Origin of the sequence: Corallococcus exercitus (assembly GCF_003611585.1) — a bacterium.
Classification (GTDB): domain Bacteria; phylum Myxococcota; class Myxococcia; order Myxococcales; family Myxococcaceae; genus Corallococcus; species Corallococcus exercitus.
The window spans coordinates 14,069-33,826 of sequence record NZ_RAVW01000027.1 but is presented as its reverse complement, the minus strand read 5'-3'; the positions used below and the strand labels follow the sequence as shown (position 1 = coordinate 33,826).

Sequence of the window (19,758 nt, the reverse complement as noted above, 5' to 3'; positions counted from 1 at the left end):
CCTCCATGCACGCGAGTCATCGGCTTTCGCTGCTCGGCTTCCTCGTCACGGCCACTCCGGCCGCATCGGATCCCCAGTCCTTCGGGGGCTGGTTCGATGCGCGTGTGAAGGCGGAGAAGGTCGTCGTCCGCGAGCGCTTCCAGCTCGACCTCGACGGGGACGGCAGGGAAGACGACGTCGTCTGTTACGTCTTCGAGACACCCAGGGAATGGGTCACCACCGCGCCGGTCATCCTGGTGGGGCTCGCCACCGGTGAGCGCTTTGCCTTGCGCGGCCAGGGGTTGGGCCCCGGGTTCGTCGAGTGCCCCACGGCTCCTCTCGCGACCGCGGAGGAGCAACTGAAGACCCTCCAGGTTGGCATGAGCGCACCGACGGGCTTCCGGGCGGAGGCCTCCCTCCGCTTCGACAGGAAGGGGCCGCTGCTGACGCGCAGCAGAACCCAGGATCAGCACCACCTCCGGACCGTGGACCTGGTGCTGCAGGATGCGGAGTTCATCTCCTTCGAATCGCTCAACGCCACGCCCACGGACGGCGGCGACATCGATTCAGCTCAGGAGTCGCCCCCCGTGCGGTCCGCAGCGATGCTCGCCTCCGGCACGAAGGTTCCCGCGCCCCCCGCGCCGGTCTGGCCGAGCTGGGGCCAGAAGGACTGGGACGGCTTCGCGGATGCGAACCTGAAGGTGCAGTGGCTGCGCAAGGGCGACGCGGTGACGCTCATCGCGACGCTCCGGGACGACCATCCGGTGCCGGCCGCCGACGCCCGTGTGAAGGCCATCCTCGTGGCGGATCACCTGGAGCTGTGGTGGCGCGAATGGAAGGCGGGTTCCTCGCGCCCGGTGCGGTTGGGCGTGGCTCGCACCGCCGACGGCAAGCCCGTGACCGCCTGGTTCCAGCCGCCCGGCCGCGAGGACACGCCGCTGCCTCCCGTCCGGTGGCCCGCTCCTGACCGGCTGGAGGTGGACCTTCCCCTGAACTGGATTCTGACCAGGCCCCTGACGCCCGCGGCAACCCTCCCAAGCTTCCTGGAACCGCCGTCGGAGCGGACAGACCTCACGGTCGCTTTCTCCGACAGTGATGGCAAGGGACCGGAGACGCTCCTCTCCACCACCCAGAGCCGTCCTGACGGGGAGACCTTCAGCCTCCTCTTCATCGCTGAACCGGAATGCCCCCATCCCCGGTTGAGCAAGCGCGTCCTCCAGTGGGTGCCCGTCGGCCAGGGCACCACGCTGCGTGAACTCGTCTGGTAGTGCCAGCCGAACGGGCGCGGATCTCCCGGGGACATCCACGCCGGGAGGTCTAGGATGCGGTGCATCATGACCGCGCCCTTTCTCGCCGCCACCGTCGTTGAACCGCTGGAACCCGGGCACTACCGCTCGCGCTACGAGGCGGCCTGGTATCAGGGCCGGGGCGCGTACGGCGGCGTGGTGGCGGGGCAGGTGCTGCGCGCGCTGGAGCACCACCTGGACGACGCCCAGCGGGCGGTCCGCTCGTTCACCGTGCACTTCTGCTCGCCCGCGGCGGAGGGCGTGGCGGACCTGCACACGCGCATCGAGCGCGCCGGCAAGTTCGTCACCCACGCCACCGCGCGGGTGGAGAGCGGCGGCGCGGTGGTGGCTGTCGCCACGGCGACCTTTGGCGCCGCTCGCGGTGGGGCGCCCGGGTACATGGACTTCGTCATGCCGGAGGTGCCCGCGCCGGGGACGCTCACGCCTGTCCCCGACGACGCACCCATGCCGGACTTCTGCCGCTTCTTCGAGTACCGGTACTGCGTGGGCTCGCCGCCGTACTCCGGCGGGCCCGAGGCGGAGGTGGGCGGCTGGCTGCGGCCTCGCGTTCCCACGGTGCTGGATCCGGCGCTGTGCGTGGGGTTGATGGACGCGTATCCGCCGTCCGTGCTGTCGCGGATGGAGGGCTTCCGCGCGGCGGCGTCGGTGGACTTCAGCGTGCAGTTCTTCCAGACGTTCCCGGTGGCGGGCATCGCGCCGGACGCGCACTACCTGCGCACCGGCCGCTCGCGCCACGCGGCGGATGGCTACACGGAGGAGACCCAGCTCCTCTGGGCGGAGGACGGCACGCTGCTCGCGCAGTGCCGTCAGCTCGTCGCCGTGCTCGGCTGAAGCGTCAGCTCGGCCACCACGGCGTGGTGGTCGGAGACGGTGTCGGGCAGGCGCTCGTAGCGCGTGAAGCGCAGGGCGCGGGAGATCAGCACCTGATCCAAGCGCTGACGTGCGTTCGGAACGGGATACGTGGGCTCTCCGTCCGCGGGCGTGTGCAGCCCCAGCGCCGCGCACAGGTGGACCACGGGACCGTCCACGTCCTCCGCGTTGAAGTCACCCATCACCACGCGAGGCCGCTCCGGCCGCTGGCGCAGGGCGTGGATGAGCCGGTCCACCTGCCGCTGCCGCACCGCCGCGGAGAACGGATCCAGGTGCAGCGACACGACCTCCGGCCCGCGCTCCCCGGCGAGCGTGGCGACGACGTAGCCCTTGTCCATCCGCCGGTCGCGGCCGAAGTGCGCCGTGTCGCGCGACTCCAGCGGATGCCGGCACAGGAGCGCGGTGCCCTGCGCGAACAGCCCGGGGACTCCGGAGTGCACGCCGTGGTGCACGTGCGGATAGCCCGCCTGCTCCGCGATGCGCGCCACCTGATCCACCCGCCCGCTGAAGAGGCTGGACCGGTCCGCCTCCTGCAACGCCACCACGTCCGCGGCCTCGCGCGAGAGCAGCGCCGCCACCCGGTCCAGCGTGCCCAGCAGCGCCGACCGCCGGCGCAGGAAGGGCATGGGCACGGCGAACGGCGCACCGTGGGCCACGTTCAGGGTGAGGACCTTGAGTCGCACGCGCCCAGTGGGACCACGGAGTCCCGCGCCCGGGCAAGTCCGTCATCACGGTGCGCTGCCTTGCACGAGGCAGGTCCAGGCCCTCGGACATGAAGCCTGTCCCCTGGGATGCGACAGGGAGCATCCCGGGGGCTCCCCGGCAGCGGCGAGCCACGCGAACCTATCCGACTGTCCGACAGGTCTGGAAGAACGCCGGGCCGGAGGAGGACGGTCCGCCTGTCTGCTACCCTGAAGGCCATGGAGGTGCCGGGGGCGGCGTCGCACGACCTGAATGGGCCTCCCATGCATTGCCCGGTGGGGTGCGCATCTTCCGTGGGGAGTGTCCGTCCTGAATCCTGTTCCGCGCCATGAAACGCTGTTCAAGGCGGGTGACCTGGAAGGAGCCCGTCGCGAGGCCCTGCTGGCACAGGAGCGCGGTGCCTCCGACTGGCGCGCGATGCTCACGCTGGCGCGGCTGGCCCTGGTGGACGGGGAAGAGGCGCTCGCGGAGTCCCTGCTGCTGGGCGTCACCCGGGCCGGCGCTGCTTCCCAGCCCGAGGCCCGGCTGGTGAGCGCGGCGCTGCACACGCGGCGCGGTGAATGGCCCCAGGCGCAGGCGCTGTACCGGGCCCTCACGGTGGAGCCCGAGCCCCCCACCGAGGCCTTCTTCGGCCTGGGCTACGTGTGGATGGAGCAGGGGGACGCGACCGCGGCCTACCCGGCCCTGTCCCAGGCGGTGGCACGCGAGCCTCGCGTGGCGCTGCACCACTTCCAGCTCGCGCGCGCCCTCTTCCTGCTCGACCGGCTGGAGGAGGCCTTCGCGCACCTGGAGCGGTCGCTGCACCTGGATCCATGGCACGCGCCCAGCTACCTCGTGTTCGCGCGTGCGCTGGAGGCAGGCGGAGAGCTGGAGGCGGCGGAGGACCTGCTGCGCCAGGGCCAGAAGGCGGTGCCGGACGACGTGGGCCTGCTCAAGGCGCTGTCGGACGTGAGGCTCGCGCGAGGCAACGTGCGCGGCGCCGTGTCCGCGGCGGAGGCGCGCGTGCGCGTGGAGCCCGAAGGCGTGGCGGCGCTGGGGCACCTGGCCCGCCTGCGCGTGACGGAGCGGCGTTTCCTGGAGGCCCTGGAGCTGTGCCACCAGCTGGAGGCGCGAGGCCTCTCCACCGGCCTCAGCCGCTCCGTGGAGGCGCTCGTCTTCGAGTCCATGGAACCGCCCGACGTGGAGCGCGCGCTCGCCGCGTGGCGCGAGGCCGTGTGGCTGTCCCCGGATGACTGGATGCCCGCATGGCGCCTGGGGATGCTGCTGCTGCGTCAGGGAGAGGCCGGCCCTCCGGAGGCCGCGGCCCCCGCGCGTGAGCCCCTGGCGGAGGCCCACCGCCGCGCGCCCCACCGTCCGGAGCCCGTGCTGTCCCTGGCCCGGGTGGAGGCCCGGCTGGGCGAACGGGACGCCGCGAAGGAGCGGCTGAGAGGGCTCCTGCGCGGGCCCTCGCTGGAGCCCGAGTGGCGCGAGCGCGCGGAGGCCCTGCTCTCAGAGCTGGGCTGAATGCCCGCGCGATGAGGTCCGCTCAGGCGGCGATCTGCTTGCGCAACAGTCGCGTCAGCTCGGACGCATCCACCGGCTTGGGCAGCAGCTCCGCGCCGTAGCGGATGGCCACGGGCAGCAGGTCATCCAGGTCCGAGTGGCCGGTGAGGAAGATGAACGGCGCCCGGCACTCCTGCAGCTCGCGCATGGCGACGAGCACGTCGGAGCCGTTCATCTCCGGCATGTTGTAGTCGCACAGGATGGCGGCGACGCCGGAGAGGTCCAGGTGGAAGGCCTCGGCGGGGGACTGCACCGTGAGCACCGTGTAGCCCGCGCCCCGCAGGGTGTCTCCCACGGTCGCGAGCACGAAGAGGTCATCGTCGATGACCAGCACGGTTGGCATGGGCGGTCCTCCAGCGCCGGATCGGCGCGGCGATGCCCCGAGTGTATCCGAGCCCGCGCGTCCGCGCGCCACACCCCACCGGCCGAGTCCCGGGGGTCGGGACCACCCACGTCGTAGGGTGTGGGCGCGGTCCGGCCCCAAGGGCCTCACTGTTTCGTGGCTGTGACAGGAGACGGGATGAGGATGAGCTGCTCCTGGGGTGGGTTGAGGTACTCGGCGCCGGTGTCGGTGACGACGGCCATCTCCTCCACGGAGAGGATGCGCAGCGCGTCCGGGCTGCTGCCGTCCTTCCACGCGAAGAAGCCGTCGAAGGCGAACACCTGCCCGGGCTGGAGCTTGCGCAGCGCGGAGCCCGCGGGCGGCTTGCCGGACGCCGCGCCGGACAGGGCCGGTCCGGCGTCATGGGCCCAGTAGCCCACGGGATGGCCGGTGCCCCACATCACGGGCTCGGAGCCCGCTTCGCGCATCCAGTCGCGCTGGGCCTTGTCCACGTCGTAGCCACGCACGCCGGGCTTCATCGCCGCGAGCGCGATGCGGCTGCCCTTCTTCGACTTCTCCCACTTCGCCAGCGCCTCCGCGGGAGGCTGCTTCTCACCCGGGGCCAGCACGTAGGCGAAGCGCTGGATGTCCGTCACCCAGGTGCCGCCCACGCGGATGCCGAAGTCCGTCTGGATGAAGTCCCCCGGCTGGATGACGCGGTCGGTGGCGTTCGAGTGCCCGCGCGTGGGGCCGCTGTTCACGTTGGGGTTCTGGTCCGGCTGCCACCCGTCACCCACGCCCAGTTCCGCGATGCGCTTCTTGAGGAAGCGCGCCACGTCCGAGTCCCGCGTCTTGCCCGGCACCACCGTGCGGTACGCCTCCTCCTCCAGCTTCGCGGTGATGTCCGCGGCCTTGCGCATGATGTCCACCTCCTCCGGCGTCTTCACGGACAGCCACTCGGAGACCAGGTCCTCGGACGACACCAGCTTCTTGCGCAGCGCGGGGGACAGCGCCGCCTCCAGCTTCGCGCGCTGCGTGGCGGACAGCCCGTCCGCGATGGACATCCGCTCCGACGAGTTGATGGCCACCTTCGCCAGCTTCGCCTTGGACAGCCGCGCGGCGATGAGCGCGTTCACGTCCGCGCCGCGCTCGAAGGCTACCACTTCGTCCACCACGCCCATGTCCCTCAGCGCGGTGGCCTCACCCTCGGGGGACAGGGCGGTGGAGCGCAGCGTGTCGCCGTCGCGCAGGAACAGGAACGCGGCGGTGCCCCCCGCGTTCTCCCCGCCGACGTGGCCGGCGAGCGGGTCGTTGTCGTTCTCGCGGCACAGCACCACCCACGCGTCCACGCCCGCGCGAGCCATGGCCTGGGGCAGCAGCTTCTGGAGCCGCTCCTTGCGCACGCGGGGCCACGCGCCTTCCGCGGCGGGCACGGCGGGCGCCGCGTGGGCGAGGGAGGCAAACAGCAGGGCGGAGAGGAGCACGGGCCGGACGCGCGTCGTCATGAAAAGGCTTCCTTCGGGTGGGAGAGCGCGCGGATTGTTTCATGGCCGCGCGGCGCGACAACCCACATGCCGTGCACCGCGCAGGCGCTTCACCGGGAAGTCCCGGAATCAAGCGCTGCGGCCGGGACGTAGGCCTGTCCGGCGCTGGACGCGGCCCTGCCTCCCGGTCGCGGGCGTGGATGGCTGTCTGTCATTGTCCCGGGACCTCCGGGAGGGCGCGAAGGACGCAGGGGCTTGCGAGCGTGCGCGCTGTCTCCAACCCCGGAGTCGCACATGCGCATCGAGGAATCGGTATCCACCGTGAACCCTGCCCTGGGCCACGAGGACCGGGAACTGCACCGGCTGATGCTCCATGCGCAGGTGTACGCGCCGCTGACGGAAGGCGTGCTGCGCGGGGCCGGACTCAAGCCCGGCATGCGGGTGCTGGACGTGGGCTGCGGCGTGGGGGACGTGTCCTTCCTCGCCGCGGAGCTGGTGGGCCCCACGGGCGAGGTGGTGGGCGTGGACCGCGAGGCCCGCTTCCTCACCTGGGCCCAGCGCCGCGCCGAGGCGCAGGGCCTGGCCCACGTGCGCTTCCGGCAGAGCAGCCTGGAGTGCCTGCCCGTCGAAGGACCCTTCGACGCCATCGTCTGCCGGCTGGTGCTGATGTTCCAGCCGGACCCCATCTCGTTCGTGCGCCGCATGGCGGAGCACCTGCGCCCCGGGGGCGTGATGGCGCTGCAGGAGCTGGAGCTGGCGGCCATGGGCCTGGCGCACCCGAAGCTGCCGCTGTTCTCCCGCATCTGGGGCTGGATGCTGCCCACCTGCGAGCGGCTGGGCATCAAGGTCCACATGGGCCTGGAGCTGGTGTCCACGCTGCGCCGGGCGGGGTTGGTGGTGGACGACGGCGTGATTGGCGGACGGCTGGGCGTGACAGCGGACGCGGAGCCCACGCAGGCCCTGGTGGAGACGGTGCGCGCGCTGCTGCCCCACATGGAGCGGCTGGGCGTGGCGCTGGCCATGGAGGTGGACATCGACACGCTGGGCGCCCGCCTCACCGCCGAGCTTCGCGCCAACGGCGGCGTGCTGGTGCCCAGCCTCATGGTGGGCGCCTGGGGCCACCGGCCGGGCCCCGTCTAGCGCGGCCGTCTCCGAAACGACTTCGTCTTCACGACTTCGTCTTCGCACGACTTCACGAGCGGCGGGGGAGTGGGTCGCTTAGAGTGGCCCCATGGCAAAGACGGCACCCCGCAAGTCCCCGGCCAAGGTGAAGAAGCAGCCCGCGCGCCCGGCCGCTCCCGCGAAGGCCCCGGCCCGGCCCGTGAAGGCGAAGGTGGAGAAGGTGGACCCCCGCCGCGCCTCGTCCTCCCCGAAGCCCCCCGTGCTGGAGGCCGAGCCCGTCTTCGAGGAGGCCGCGCCCAAAAGCCTGCCCGCGGGCGAGCCGCAGGGCCGCGTGCTGCCCTTCGAAATCGACCCGGCCCAGCTGGAGGCCGGCTTCAAGAAGCTCCGCGGGGAGCTGGTCCACTGGACCAACAAGGGCCGCTACACCAAGGTCCGCTTCAAGTTCCGCGGCAAGCAGCTGCTGCCCGACCTGCCCCTGGCCGCCGTCGTCGCCGCGGAAGGCCTGTCCTTCTACTGGGGCGGCATCCTGCGCGTGCTCGTGGCCAACGTCGTGGGCAAGAGCGTGTTCGAGGTAGAGCTGGTCAACGACGCGGACAAGCGCGTCCTGGCGGGCCGCGAGGCGCTCCTGTCGGGTGACGTGGACCAGGCACTCACGTTGTTCCGCGAGGCGCTGGCCATGGACCGCGACAACGCCTCCGCGCACCTCAACGTGGGCGTGGCGCTGAAGCTCCGCGGGGACCGCGAAGGGGCGCTCGCCGCGTTCGAGACCGCGAAGGCGAAGGACCCCGAAGGCGGCGTGGGCGCGGAGGCCGAACGGCTGGCCGCGAACCTCCGTCCGAAGGCCTGAAAACGGGCCCGGAAGAGGCCCCGAAAAGGGCCTCCGGTGGGGCTGAAAACGCACCGCCCGGATGTTCCATCCGGGTGCCCCGGAAAGGCCCTCTCCGACCCCTGGAACCGGGCGGGCGGGCAGCCGTGGCGAATCCCCCCTGTTTCCCTTATTGACTGAGGGAAATCCAGGGGTTACGAACACTCTCCCATCGGGCGGAGCCCCCCACGTGAGGGGCCCGTCCGCACCTTCCAGAGCCCATGGCTGACGACACCACCGACACGCCGGCAACGCCCCCCGCGCCTCCTCCGTCGAGCGGCGCTGGAGAGCTCATTCCCATCAACATCGAAGACGAGATGCGCCGCTCGTATCTCGACTACTCGATGTCCGTCATCATCGGCCGCGCGCTGCCAGACGTGCGCGACGGCCTGAAGCCCGTGCACCGTCGCGTCCTCTTCGCGATGAACGACCTGGGCAACCTCCACAACCGCGCCTACAAGAAGAGCGCGCGCGTGGTGGGTGACGTCATCGGTAAGTACCACCCGCACGGCGACTCGTCCGTGTACGACGCCATGGTGCGCCTGGCCCAGGAGTGGAGCCTCCGCTACCTGCTGGTGGACGGCCAGGGCAACTTCGGCTCGGTGGACGGCGACTCGCCGGCGGCCATGCGCTACACGGAAGTGCGCATGGAGCGGCTGGCGGAGGACCTCCTGTCGGACATCGACAAGGAGACTGTCGAGTTCGGCCCCAACTACGACGACTCGCTGGAAGAGCCGCTCGTCCTGCCGGCCAAGTTCCCCAACCTCCTCGTCAACGGCAGCAGCGGCATCGCGGTGGGCATGACCACCAACATCCCGCCGCACAACATGACGGAGGTCGTGTCCGGGACGCTGCACCTCATCGACAACCCGGACTGCACCGTCCTGGACCTGATGGAGTTCATCGAGGGACCGGACTTCCCCACCGCCGCCATCATCACCGGCCGCGAGGGCATCCGCCGCGCCTACGAGACGGGCCGCGGGTCCATGACCATCCGTGCGCGCACGGAGATCGAGACGAACAAGAAGGGCGACCGTGAGGCCATCATCGTCACGGAGATCCCCTACCAGGTGAACAAGGCCCGGCTCATCGAGAAGATCGCCGAGCTGGTGCGTGAGAAGAAGCTGGAGGGCATCAGCGACATCCGTGACGAGAGCGACCGTCAGGGCATGCGCATCGTCATCGAGCTCAAGCGCGATGCCATCTCCCAGGTGGTGCTCAACAACCTCTTCTCCATGACGCAGATGGAGACGACGTTCGGCGCGGTGATGCTGGCCATCGACGGCGGGCAGCCGCGCACGCTCAACCTGAAGGAGCTGCTGGACCGCTTCGTCGCCCACCGCCGCGACGTGGTGACGCGCCGCACGCGCTACGAGCTGCGCAAGGCGCTGGCGCGCATGCACATCGTGGAAGGCCTGCTCGTCGCGCAGGACCTCATCGACCTGGTGGTCAGCCTCATCCGCGCGTCGCGCGACCCGGATGAAGCGCGCTGGGGCCTGATGAACATCCTGTCGCCGGAGCTGTACACGCGCGAGCGCTTCCAGAACCTGGACCGCATCGACTACGCGAAGGCCAAGGCGCAGATGGAGCTGCTGGTCAGCCGCGCGCGCAACGAGGAGCCGGCCTACGGCGGCCTGGAGCACAAGTACGAGGGCGCGGGCTTCAGCGAGGACCAGGCGCAGAACATCCTGGAGATGCGCCTGCAGCGCCTCACCGGCCTGCAGCGCGAGGAACTCTTCAAGGAACTCATCGGGCTGGTGCGCGACATCGCGCGCCTGCGCGACATCCTGGCCAACGAGAAGAGCCTGCTCTCCGTCATCAAGGCGGAGCTGATGGAGATCCGCGAGCGCTACGGCGACAAGCGCCGCACGGAAATCACGGGCGCGGTGGATGACCTCACCAGCGAGGACCTCATCGCCGAAGAGACGATGGTGGTCACGCTGTCGCACACGGGCTACGTGAAGCGCTCGCCGCTGTCGGAGTACCGCGCGCAGAAGCGCGGCGGGCGCGGCAAGACGGGCGCGGGGACGAAGGAGGACGACTTCGTCACCAAGGTATTCGTGGCCAGCACGCACGCGTACCTCATGCCCATCACCACGAAGGGCAAGCTGTACTCGCTGAAGGTGCACCAGATTCCGCAGGGCAGCCGCACGTCGCGCGGCAAGGCCATCGTGAACCTGGTGCAGTTCGGGGAAGGGGAGCGGCTGGCGCAGGTGCTGGTGACGCGCGACTTCCCGGAGAACCGCTACGTCTTCTTCGTCACGAAGAAGGGCGTGGTGAAGCGCACGGACCTGAGCGCGTTCGAAAGCGTCCGCGCCAGCGGCATCATCGCGCTGGGCATCGACGAGGGCGACGAGCTGGTGGGCGTCATGATCACCGACGGCACCAAGGACATCCTCCTGTCCACGGCCACGGGCATGAGCATCCGCTTCAAGGAAGAGGACGTGCGCTCCATGGGCCGTCAGGCCTACGGCGTGAAGGGCATCACGCTGGAGGACGGCGACGAGGTGGTGGGCGCGGACCTCCTGGACAAGGAACCGGAGGAGGGCCAGGCGCCCGCGGAGCAGGGCAGCGCCATCCTCACCGTGACGGAGAACGGCTACGGCAAGCGCACGCAGGGCGCCGAGTACCGGCAGCAGGGCCGTGGCGGCAAGGGCATCATCGACATCAAGACCACCGAGCGGAACGGCCGCGTGGTGGGTGTGGTGCAGGTGAAGGACAGCGACGAGGTGATGCTCGTCACCAACGGCGGCATGCTCATCCGCATGAAGGTGAAGGAGATCTCCGTCATCGGCCGCAACACGCAGGGCGTGCGCCTCATCGCGCTGGAGAACGGCGAGGAGAAGGTGATGGCCATCTCCAAGCTCCCCGAGGGCGAGGAGTCCGAGGAGGAGACGGACGAGGTCACGTCGCCGGTGGAGGGGGCCAGCGCCGAGGGCGCGGAGGCTTCCGCGTCGGAGGCTCCGGAGGCTTCGACGGACGAGTCCGGCTCCGAGGACGCCGCCAGTCCTGAAGGCGAGCCCGGCTCGGAAGGCTGAGTCAGGGCAGTAGGTTGAAACACGGGAGGGCCGGGCACGGGACGCGGGATGCGCGCTCCGGGACCCGGCCCTCTTCGTTGGCGCGGAGTGGCTACTTCTGCGTGAGGTCCTTGGGCACCTTGAGGCCGGCGGTGTTCTCGTCGATCCAGAAGATGTTCATGACCCACCAGCGCTGGCCGTCGTTGAAGAGCTGGATGCTGTTGACGCCCTTGGCGATGAGCGGCCCGTCCTGCGTGCCGCGCGCCTCATAGGTGCTCATCACCTGCACCAGCGCACCGAAGGCGTGCGTCTGGCGCGCGGTCTCCTTCTCGAAGAAGCCGTGCGTCGCGGTGGCCTCCTGGCCCCACGTCACGTAGTCCTCCGGGGTGATGGGGCGGGCCGCGAGCGTGGTCGCGCCCGGGGGCTTCACGAGCGGGATGAGCTGGGCGCCCGGGTAGAAGAGGGAGCGGAAGCGCTGCCAGTCGCGAGGCGTCCCCGCCGGCCCGCTGATGACGTCGTAGAGGGCCTTGAGGATGGCGTCCATGGACTTCACGTCCTCGGGCTTCGCCTTGGGCACTTGCGCGAGCGCGGCCTGGGTGCGGTCCGCGGCGGCCTTCAGCGGGTTCGGCTTCGCCGGAGCGGCGGGGGCGGCCGGAGCGGTCGCGGCCTTGGGCGGAGACGGAGGGGCGGCGGGGGCCTGGGCGAAGGACGTGGCTCCCAGCAGGACGGCACAAGCGATGAGCAGGCGCGACATGGGGACTCCCTGAAGAGGGGAAGAACGGGTCGGGAGCCTAGCCTCACGGTGGGAAGCGCCGCAGCCGGTTCGGGTAGCGTGTCCTGCGATGGAACCTGAAGCGGACGAAGCGGGGGCTCCCCGAGCGAGCGGATGGCGGGGCCTGTGGCAATCCAGGTCCTTCACGCGGGCGCTCGTGAGCCTGGGGCTCAGCGCCGCGGCCATGAACACCTGCGACCTCTACAGCCACCTGGAGTGGAAGGTGATGAATCCCGTCCTCAACAAGCCTGCCCTGATGGCGGTGGAAATGCAGGTGCCATTGGAGGCGCTCATGGAGGGACTGGAGCGGATGGAGCGCGTCTTCGCCTGGCTGGGGTTGGGCTTCATGGTCTGGGCGTTCCGCTCCGGCACGCCACAGTGGCCCGCGTGGGTTGCGCTGTTGCCGGCCGTGTTCGCCTGGATCGCGGCGTGGCACATCTACGTGTAACCGTGTCCACCGGGCGTCCAGCAGTCCCCAGCGGGCGGGACCCGGTGCTTGGCCCGGCCAGTGCCGCACCGTAGTGTGCCCGCCGTCATGGCCTTCCTCTCGCTCGATGCCCTCACCCTGAAGTTCCTCGGCGCCGCAGCCCCGGCGGTGCGGGACGTGACGCTGGCGCTGGAGCCGGGCGACGCGGTGGCGCTGATGGGCACCTCCGGCTCCGGGAAGACCGCGCTGCTGCGGCTGGTGGCGGGCCTGGAGCAGCCGACGTCCGGCACCGTCACGCTGGATGGCCGCGTGCTCGCGGGGCCGGACACGTTCGTGCCCCCGGAGCAGCGCCCCCTGCGCCGCGTCCTCCACGACGCCGAACTCGAATCCGGCCTCACCGTGCGCGACGTGGTGATGGGCGTGCAGCCGAAGGGCGAAGGCCTGGCGCACGCGCGTGGCCTGCTGGCGCTGTTCCAGCTTGAAGACCTGGAGTCGCGCACCTGCGGCACGCTCTCCCGTGGACAGCGGCAGCGGGTGCTGCTGGCGCGCGCGCTGGCCTCCGGCACGAAGCTGCTGGTGCTGGATGAGCCCTTCGCGGGAATGGACGCGGGCCTGCGTGCCACCGTCCTCGGGGAGTGGCGCCGCGTGCTCAAGGCGCGAGGCACCGCCGTGCTCTTCGCCACGCACGACGTGGGGGACGCGCTGGCCTTCGCGGACCGGCTGGTGCTGCTGCGCGCGGGCACGGTGGAGCAGCAGGGCACGCCGGAGTCCGTCTACGAAGCGCCGCGCACCGCCTTCGCCGCGTACTTCCTGGGCGGCACCAACCTCTTGCCCGGCTCCGCCTTCGGACGCGTCGCGCGCACGGCCCTGGGCAACCTGCCGCTGAGCAGCGATGCGCGCGGCGAGGTGATGCTCTCCCTGCGCCCGGAAGCGCTGCGGCTCGTCCCCGACACGGACGGCGTCGCGGTGGGCGGCGCGCTGCGAGCGGAGGTGCTGGAGCGCGCCTTCCGGGGCGCGCACGTGGACCTCACCGTGTCCTGCGCGGGCATGGCGCTGGTGGTGCGCACGGCCCCCGCGTCCACCCTGCGCGAGGGCAGCCGCGCCCGTCTGGAGGTCTCAGGCCGCGCGGACGTGCTGGAGGAGACACCCGGGCAGGCCCGCTAGCACACCGGGCGTGCAAGCGCCGGGCCGGGGTGATGCAATCACCCGCGTCCCCCATGCGTAGGGAGGGGTATGAACATCGCAGGCCTTCGAGGAATGGGGACCCGCTTCTTCCACTACGTTCGCGACCCCCGGGTGGCGACGTGGCGCAAGCTGGCCGGGCTGCTGGCCGTCCTGTACTTCGTGTCGCCGGTGGATGTGATTCCGGACTTCATCCCGGTGGTTGGCTGGCTGGACGACCTGGGCGTGCTGTCCGCCGCGGCGTTCTTCATGGTGCGCGAGGTCCAGCGCTGGCGTCCCGGCACGCTGTCCGGCGAGCCGGAGCTCGACGGCCTTCCGCGTGACGAGGAGGGCCGCACGCGCGAGCCCTCGCTGCGCCGGCACTCCTAGCCGCTGCTCTCGCGGCGGTTTTCGAAGTGCACGAAGTCGATGAGGAACGTGGCGGCCACGACCAGCGTGCGGACATGCGGGTCGTTGAGGCCGTCGAACCGGACGCCGAAGTTGTCGGCGTCCGTGAACATCTCCTTGCCGAACCCGCTCCACCGCTTCGCGATGGTGCCTACCTCGCGGCCCTGCTGCTCCACGTTGAACGTCCACGGCCGGAAGAACGGCCCGCTCAAGTGGGCCAGCTCCTCGTCGCGAGGCCCGAGCACGTCGTAGGCCCGGGTGAAGAACCGGAAGCGCTGCTGGATGGCGCCCAGGTACCGCCCCTCGCCGTCCTCCACCTCCATGCGGGACAGCCAGAAGCGCCACGGACGGCGCAGCCGCAGCAGCGTCTCCCCGCTCGTGGACTTGAGCTCCATGGTGAAGGGCCGCTTCGCCTTGAGGAAGCTGCGCAGGATGAACAGCCCCACGCCGCCGCCCACCTCGCCCGCGAAGAAGAGCGGGCCTCCGTCATTGCCCACCACCTCGTAGCGGTTGCGGCCCTCGAAGCCGGTGAGGATTTCGCCCCACTCCTTCACCTGCCGCACGCGCAGCGCATGCTCACCACGCAAGAGGGTCAGGGCCTGGGACTCGACGGGCATGGGCGGCTCCGGGACGGCGGAACGAAGCGGGCAGCTTAAGGCTAGAACTGGCCCAGCACCGCCAGCCCCAGCCCCCCGTGGCGTCCCAGCGTCGCCGGGACGACGGAGACGGTCGGGGCATCATCGGGCTCGTCGAAGTCGTGCGTGAGGAAGGTCGCGGTCCCCAGGCCGGCCACCACGCCCACGGCGGTGCCCACCAGGAGGGCGTCCCCATGGTCGTCGTTGAACGCCAGGAACAGCGCGCTCAGCCCCACCAGGCCGCCCAGGATGCCGCCCGCGTCGATGAGCAGCACCCGGCCCCGGGAGATGTCCAGGTTGCGCCCCACCAGCGCGAAGGTGATGAGGCCCGCGCCCACCACGCCCTGCTCGAGGGCGATGAAGTCGCGCGTCTCGCCGCTCTGGGTGGCCATCAGCAGCCCCGCCACCACGCCCGCCCACAGTCCGCCGGAGTTCGCCAGCGACACCTGTCCGGCGGTAGGCCGCGCGAACTCCGCCACCAGGATGCCCAGGCCCGTGAAGCCCAGCGCCCCCACCATCACCGCCCCCGTGGAACTCTCCCCCTCCAGGTCGAACGTGCTCGTGGACGCAAGGCCGTAGCCGAAGCCCCACACCGTGCCGGAGTTGATGGCCGCCGCCTGGCCCTGCGTCAGCCCGCTCCGGGTGGCGAGCATCGAAATCGCCGCCCCCGCGCCGCCGCCCAGCAGCGACACCGCCACGAACGCGCGCCCGTCCTGGCAGTTGGCGATGGAGCACAGCAGGACGCCCTGGGTGATGCCGTGCAGCGTCTGCACGACGGTCAACGACGCCCGCGCCCCCTGCGACGGTCCCTCCTTCAAGGTCGCCTCTGGCTCCGCGTCCACCGGCCGCGCCAGCGTGTCCTGCGCCAGCCGCGCGCCCGGCTCCAGCCGCGTCCGCGCCAGCCGCGCCAACTCCGGCGCGTACGGATGGCGGGGGCACACCAGCAGCACCCGCTCCAGCAACTCCAGCGCCCGCGCGTCCTCGCCGCGCACCAGCGCATCGAAGCCCGCCGCGTAGTCGGACTCGGCGGCGCAAGTCTCGTCACTCGCCACGAGCGGCGGCGTGGACACCGCGTCCGCAGGCGCGGGGGCAGGGGAGCCAGGAGCCGTGACAGGGGCCGCGGCCCCCGGGGATGCCGTGCCTCCCTGGGGAGAAGGACCGGGCTGCGCTGCGACGAGGACGGCCAGGACGAAGGGCGCGAGGAGCATGCGGGCGCAACCCTAGTCGACCCCCGTGAAAAGGCGGGAGACCCGGGACCCCGGTCCTCCCGGAGAGGAGGCACGGAGCCCAGGTGACGCCACGCGGCGGCCTACCGCGTCGCCAGCGTCTCCACGTGCTGCCGGAGCGCGGCCGTGTCTCCCATCCGCCCGCCCAGGCCCGGGAGGGGCTTCGCGGCCTGCTCGATGCGGCCCCGCGTGCGCGGACCCGCCGCCACCAGCCACGCGACGCCCAGCGCCAGCTCCGCCACGTCCGGCGCCTGGGTGAGCTGCGCGGCCAGCGCGAGCAGCGCGTCCACCGCCTTCTTCACCTGCGCGCCGTGCAGCGGGTGGCTACTGGTGATGCCCTCGCGCAGGAGCACCAGCAGCACCCGCGCGGTGGCGCGGGCCTGGCGCACCGGCTCCGGCCCCTCACCCGCGCCGGCCCACAGGCCGTTCGCGAGCTGCTGGCCCAGCAGGCTCCCCACGTCCTCGGTGGCGATGGACGCCTCCGCCACGGACGGCAGCGAGACCTCCTCCTGCTCGTAGAGCACCTCCGCCTTGTCCTTCTGGGCGCTCGACGCGGCCTGGGCGGAGGGCCGCCCCTCCAGTTCGGGGGCGGTGAGCAGCTTCGACGAGGCGGACATCAGCCGGTCGATGAGGCCGCCCTTCGCCTTCTTCGCGGACTCCTGCTCCCTGCGCGCCTTGGGCGCGGCACCAGGCCTCATGGCCCCGGCACCATCCGCGGACCCCGCCTGGAAGGAGGACCCGGTGGTGGGCTCCGACGACAGCTCGGGCGCGAACGCGGGTGCGGGTGCGGGTGCGGACACGCTCGGCGGAGGCGGGGGCACCGCGCCGCCCCGGGAGCGGCCCACCGCACCGGGCATCGCCCCGGGCGCGGGCATCGGCTTCGAGGCCATCCGCTTCATCCCGGGCGCCCGCGCCGGCACCAGCTCCTCCGCCTCGTCGTCCACGTCCCCAGGGGCCGGGTTGAACATGCTCCAGCCCGCGGGCGCGTTCACCGGCACCACGCGCGTCTCCGGCGTGCCCGACGCGCGACGGTCGCCCTGGCGTTCCTCCACCACCACGAAGGACGTGTACTGCGTGGCCAGCTGATGCTCGATGGCGAGCCGCACGATGCGCTCCTTCATCGCGTCCGCGCGCCGGCCCACGAGCCCCGCGTCCATCCAGCCCCGGATGCGCTCGGCGGCCCACAACTTCTCCACCACCGGCCGGTCCGACAGCGAGGGCAGGTCCAGCCGCACCGTGAGGGAGAAGGGCTCCCGGCCCGACCTCCCCTTGAGCGTCACGCTGCCCGTGCCCGCCTGCGCATAGCGCCCGAAGAGCGTCCACGGCGTGCCGTCCACCAGCGGCGGCAGCGTGGCCGGCGCCAGCTCACTGGCCTCCACGCCGTCGAAGCGCACCTCCAGGTCGGTGACGCGAGGCGCGAGCGCCCGTGAGAACTGCGCCACCACCTTCTCGTCGATGCGCTCCCCCGGGTGGATGAACTCCACCGCGCCGTCCGTGCGCCGCGCCAGTTCGCGCAAGAGCACGTCGCTCACGTTGGTGCCGATGCCGAACGAGAACACCCGCCCCGCCCCGCGCGCCGCGAGCACCGCGTTGAGGATCTCGCTCTCGTTGCCCACCTGTCCGTCCGTCAGCAGCACCACCACGCCGTCTGGCGCGGCCTTCATCGCGGCGACCATCGGCTCCAGCAGCTCCGTGCCGCCGTAGGCCTTCAGCCCGGCGACCCACGCGTCCGCCTGCTCCAGCGTGCGCTGGGTGAACGGCACCGTCTGCGCGGAGAAGGAGCGGAACGAGTTCTCGAACGCGATGACGTTGAAGCGGTCGCCCTCGCGCAGGTGGCGCAGGCACAGCCGGAGCGCGGCCTGGGCCTGGGGCAGGCTGTCCCCGGCCATGGAGCCGGACGTGTCCACCACGAACACCACCTCCTGCCGGGGTGGCGCCGCCGCCAGGTTCAGCAGGTCCGGCACCACGGTGAGCGCGAACGTGCCCGGCCCTTCCGCCTTCCGGTGCGCGACCACGGGCGTGAGCATCGCGTCCGGGTTGGCGTTGCGCATCGTGAGCACCACGTCCCGATCCAGCGCCACCTCGTCGCCCGCGAGGTTCTTGTAGAGCGAGTCGCGCTGGAGGTTCACCCGCGTGCGGGTGCCGTCCTTCGTGACGGTGATCCGGTGGGACGGACTCTCCACCACCACGTCACGGCCCACGTCGATGAGCAGGTCCATGCGCAGCCCGTAGTCCACCGGGCCCTGGGGCGGGGAGATGCGGTCCGCGTCCGGCACCCGCGCCGTCGGGGCCGCGCTGCCGTGGCCCGTGCGGTCGCCGCGCACCGGGCCGGGGATGTACCGGGGCGCCACCAGCGTGGGCAGCATCCATCGCACGCTGCCCTCCTCGGAGGTGAGCGCTTGAAGGAACTCCACCTCCACCAGGGTCTCCTCACCCGGCAGCAGGTTGCCCACCTGCGCGGTGAAGACGTTGGCGCGCTCCTGGTCCAGCAGCGCCGCGCCATGCCCTTCGGTGATGGCGTCGTCGTAGGCGCGGAAGGCTGCCTCGCGCTCCTTCACCACGCCGGCCACGCGGCGGCCCGCGCACGTCATGGAGAAGGCGCTCAGCGTCGCGTCCGAGGGCAGGGGGAAGGTGTAGATGGCCTCCACCGGCTTCTTCTCGTCGTTGCGATAGCGCTGCGCCACGCGCACCCGCGCGTGCCCCCCGAGCAGCTCACCGGAGACCTCCACCCCCTGCAGGGGCACCTGGGCCCCCTCACGCGTGAACAGCCCACACTTCGCCTGCTCGTTCATGACGGCGTTCCTTCCTGGGACTCCTCGATGAGGGCGCGCACCCGCTCCGCCAGCGCCCGGACCTTCGCTTCCGCCTGCTCCGACACGTGCAATTCCAACCCCGGCGCCAGGAGCCAGCGCTGGTAACGCGCCACCTCCACCGTCGGGTCTTTTCCCGGAGGCCGGGGGGGCGGCAGTCGGGGGGCCTCTTCCGGCAACGTCCCGGGGCCCACCGGCGTCTCCGCCAACCGGCGCAGCTCCTCCGGCGACAGCCGCAACAGCTCCGCCTGGATGGCGTCCAGGGGCAGGAACCTCGCCTGGAGCACCCGGATGGCCTTGAGCCGCACCCGGTGCTCCTCCCCGTAGACCGTGTCCGGCCCCTTGAAGGGCGGCGCGGGCAGCAGGCCCCGCTGGACGTAATAGCGGACCGTGCGAGGCGAGACGCCCACCTCCTCCGCCAGCGCGGTCAGCTTCCACTCCGTCTGTGTCTTGGGCGTGCTCACGAACCTGACAGTAGGTTGTGACAGTTAGGGTGTCAAGACGTCGGTGGCGATTCGTCAGCGGTGGTGTCGGGATTTCCTGGAGGTGGCGGCCGGGCGGGCGGTGTGACAGAAGGGGGCATGAATGGCGTCGTGGACGGCCTGGACCCCTCCTCCATCCAGCTCATTGGCACGGCGGTGACGCCCGCGGTGATGGTGTCCGGGTGCGGCATCCTGGCCACGGGCCTGGACAATCAAATCTCACGCATCACCGCGCGCATGCGGGACATGGTCCGGGAATGGCGCACGCTGCCGGAGGGCCATGCGCGCCGCTCGCTGCTGCGCGAGGAGGTGGCCATCATGGACCGCCGCCACGCCATCCTCGCCAGGGCCATCGGCTTCACCTACGCGGCGCTGTTGTCCTTCGTGGTGACGTCGCTGCTGTACCTGCTGCGCCGCAGCGTCGCGGTGCCGGAGGGGCTGCCGGTGATGTCCTTCTCCCTGGGCGTGGGGTTGCTGGGTTCCACGGCGGTGCTGGCCCTGGCGTCGCTGCGGTTGAGTCGCCGCGCCATCGCACTGGAGCGCGAAGACCTCTTCCGCGACGGGCAGCCGGGCGGCCCACCGAAGGCCTGAATTTGTTCCGCAGCGCACGCGAAGGTGCTAGCGGGT

The 19,758-nt window shown here is 71.4% G+C and carries 18 protein-coding genes; 10 read left to right on the top strand and 8 right to left on the bottom strand.

Annotated features, from left to right (window positions below):
- The first annotated feature begins 5 nt into the window (after positions 1–5).
- Positions 6–1,247 carry a hypothetical protein gene (locus tag D7W79_RS05935; RefSeq protein WP_120524350.1) on the top strand — a complete coding sequence of 414 codons (1,242 nt, stop codon included), beginning with the start codon at positions 6–8 and terminating at the stop codon, positions 1,245–1,247.
- 66 nt (positions 1,248–1,313) lie between these two features.
- Positions 1,314–2,117, top strand: a complete 804-nt coding sequence (locus tag D7W79_RS05930; RefSeq protein ID WP_120524363.1) for an acyl-CoA thioesterase — start codon at positions 1,314–1,316, stop codon at positions 2,115–2,117.
- Here the strand turns inward: D7W79_RS05930 and D7W79_RS05925 are convergent.
- Positions 2,093–2,839: an endonuclease/exonuclease/phosphatase family protein gene (locus D7W79_RS05925; RefSeq protein WP_120524349.1), complete on the bottom strand. Its 747-nt coding sequence runs from the start codon at positions 2,837–2,839 to the stop codon at positions 2,093–2,095. The two genes, D7W79_RS05930 and D7W79_RS05925, sit on opposite strands and share 25 nt — an antisense overlap.
- 319 nt (positions 2,840–3,158) lie before the next feature.
- Here D7W79_RS05925 and D7W79_RS05920 point away from each other — a divergent pair, with 319 nt between their 5' ends.
- Positions 3,159–4,361, top strand: coding sequence for a tetratricopeptide repeat protein (locus D7W79_RS05920; protein ID WP_244221615.1), 1,203 nt, complete (start codon positions 3,159–3,161; stop codon positions 4,359–4,361).
- 22 nt (positions 4,362–4,383) lie between these two features.
- Here D7W79_RS05920 and D7W79_RS05915 read toward each other — a convergent pair whose 3' ends face one another.
- A complete protein-coding gene (locus tag D7W79_RS05915) occupies positions 4,384–4,743 on the bottom strand; it encodes a response regulator (RefSeq protein WP_120524347.1) in 360 nt (119 codons plus the stop codon).
- Positions 4,744–4,889: 146 nt separating this feature from the next.
- Complete coding sequence (locus tag D7W79_RS05910) at positions 4,890–6,227, bottom strand: M24 family metallopeptidase (protein WP_120524346.1); 1,338 nt, start codon at positions 6,225–6,227, stop codon at positions 4,890–4,892.
- A 273-nt stretch (positions 6,228–6,500) separates the two neighbouring features.
- Between D7W79_RS05910 and D7W79_RS05905 the strand changes: the two genes are divergently transcribed.
- The 3 genes from D7W79_RS05905 (at position 6,501) to gyrA (ending at position 11,231) form a co-directional block, all read left to right on the top strand.
- Positions 6,501–7,346, top strand: a complete 846-nt coding sequence (locus D7W79_RS05905; protein WP_120524345.1) for a class I SAM-dependent methyltransferase — start codon at positions 6,501–6,503, stop codon at positions 7,344–7,346.
- A 91-nt stretch (positions 7,347–7,437) separates the two neighbouring features.
- Positions 7,438–8,175 (top strand): tetratricopeptide repeat protein, encoded by a 738-nt coding sequence (locus D7W79_RS05900; protein WP_120524344.1) that lies wholly within the window; start codon positions 7,438–7,440, stop codon positions 8,173–8,175.
- A 239-nt stretch (positions 8,176–8,414) separates the two neighbouring features.
- Entirely contained in the window at positions 8,415–11,231 is a 2,817-nt protein-coding gene (gene gyrA, locus D7W79_RS05895; protein WP_120524343.1) for a DNA gyrase subunit A, read from the top strand.
- Positions 11,232–11,322: 91 nt separating this feature from the next.
- On the opposite strand, the gene D7W79_RS05890 is transcribed toward gyrA, so the two are convergent.
- Positions 11,323–11,964 (bottom strand): nuclear transport factor 2 family protein, encoded by a 642-nt coding sequence (locus D7W79_RS05890; RefSeq protein ID WP_120524342.1) that lies wholly within the window; start codon positions 11,962–11,964, stop codon positions 11,323–11,325.
- A gap of 88 nt (positions 11,965–12,052) precedes the next feature.
- Between D7W79_RS05890 and D7W79_RS05885 the strand changes: the two genes are divergently transcribed.
- From D7W79_RS05885 to D7W79_RS05875, 3 genes are all read left to right on the top strand, one after another.
- Complete coding sequence (locus D7W79_RS05885; protein ID WP_120524341.1) at positions 12,053–12,430, top strand: hypothetical protein; 378 nt, start codon at positions 12,053–12,055, stop codon at positions 12,428–12,430.
- Between the two features lie 87 nt (positions 12,431–12,517).
- The gene (locus D7W79_RS05880; RefSeq protein WP_120524362.1) at positions 12,518–13,573 is read left to right on the top strand and encodes an ABC transporter ATP-binding protein; all 1,056 of its coding nucleotides are present in this window, start codon (positions 12,518–12,520) and stop codon (positions 13,571–13,573) included.
- Between the two features lie 93 nt (positions 13,574–13,666).
- Entirely contained in the window at positions 13,667–13,960 is a 294-nt protein-coding gene (locus D7W79_RS05875) for a YkvA family protein (protein WP_208729644.1), read from the top strand.
- Here the strand turns inward: D7W79_RS05875 and D7W79_RS05870 are convergent.
- The 4 genes from D7W79_RS05870 to D7W79_RS05855 all read right to left on the bottom strand — a co-directional run bounded on the left by D7W79_RS05870 (position 13,957) and on the right by D7W79_RS05855 (position 19,113).
- The gene (locus D7W79_RS05870; protein WP_120524339.1) at positions 13,957–14,595 is read right to left on the bottom strand and encodes an LURP-one-related family protein; all 639 of its coding nucleotides are present in this window, start codon (positions 14,593–14,595) and stop codon (positions 13,957–13,959) included. The genes D7W79_RS05875 and D7W79_RS05870 overlap by 4 nt on opposite strands.
- Before the next feature lie 41 nt (positions 14,596–14,636).
- Entirely contained in the window at positions 14,637–15,821 is a 1,185-nt protein-coding gene (locus D7W79_RS05865; RefSeq protein ID WP_120524338.1) for a hypothetical protein, read from the bottom strand.
- A 101-nt stretch (positions 15,822–15,922) separates the two neighbouring features.
- Positions 15,923–18,631: a VIT domain-containing protein gene (locus D7W79_RS05860; RefSeq protein ID WP_120524337.1), complete on the bottom strand. Its 2,709-nt coding sequence runs from the start codon at positions 18,629–18,631 to the stop codon at positions 15,923–15,925.
- Positions 18,628–19,113 carry a MerR family transcriptional regulator gene (locus D7W79_RS05855; protein ID WP_120524336.1) on the bottom strand — a complete coding sequence of 162 codons (486 nt, stop codon included), beginning with the start codon at positions 19,111–19,113 and terminating at the stop codon, positions 18,628–18,630. The genes D7W79_RS05860 and D7W79_RS05855 overlap by 4 nt, the downstream gene beginning before the upstream one ends.
- 117 nt (positions 19,114–19,230) lie before the next feature.
- On the opposite strand from D7W79_RS05855, the gene D7W79_RS05850 reads away from it, so the two are divergent.
- Positions 19,231–19,722: a DUF2721 domain-containing protein gene (locus D7W79_RS05850; RefSeq protein WP_120524335.1), complete on the top strand. Its 492-nt coding sequence runs from the start codon at positions 19,231–19,233 to the stop codon at positions 19,720–19,722.
- Positions 19,723–19,758 lie beyond the last annotated feature (36 nt).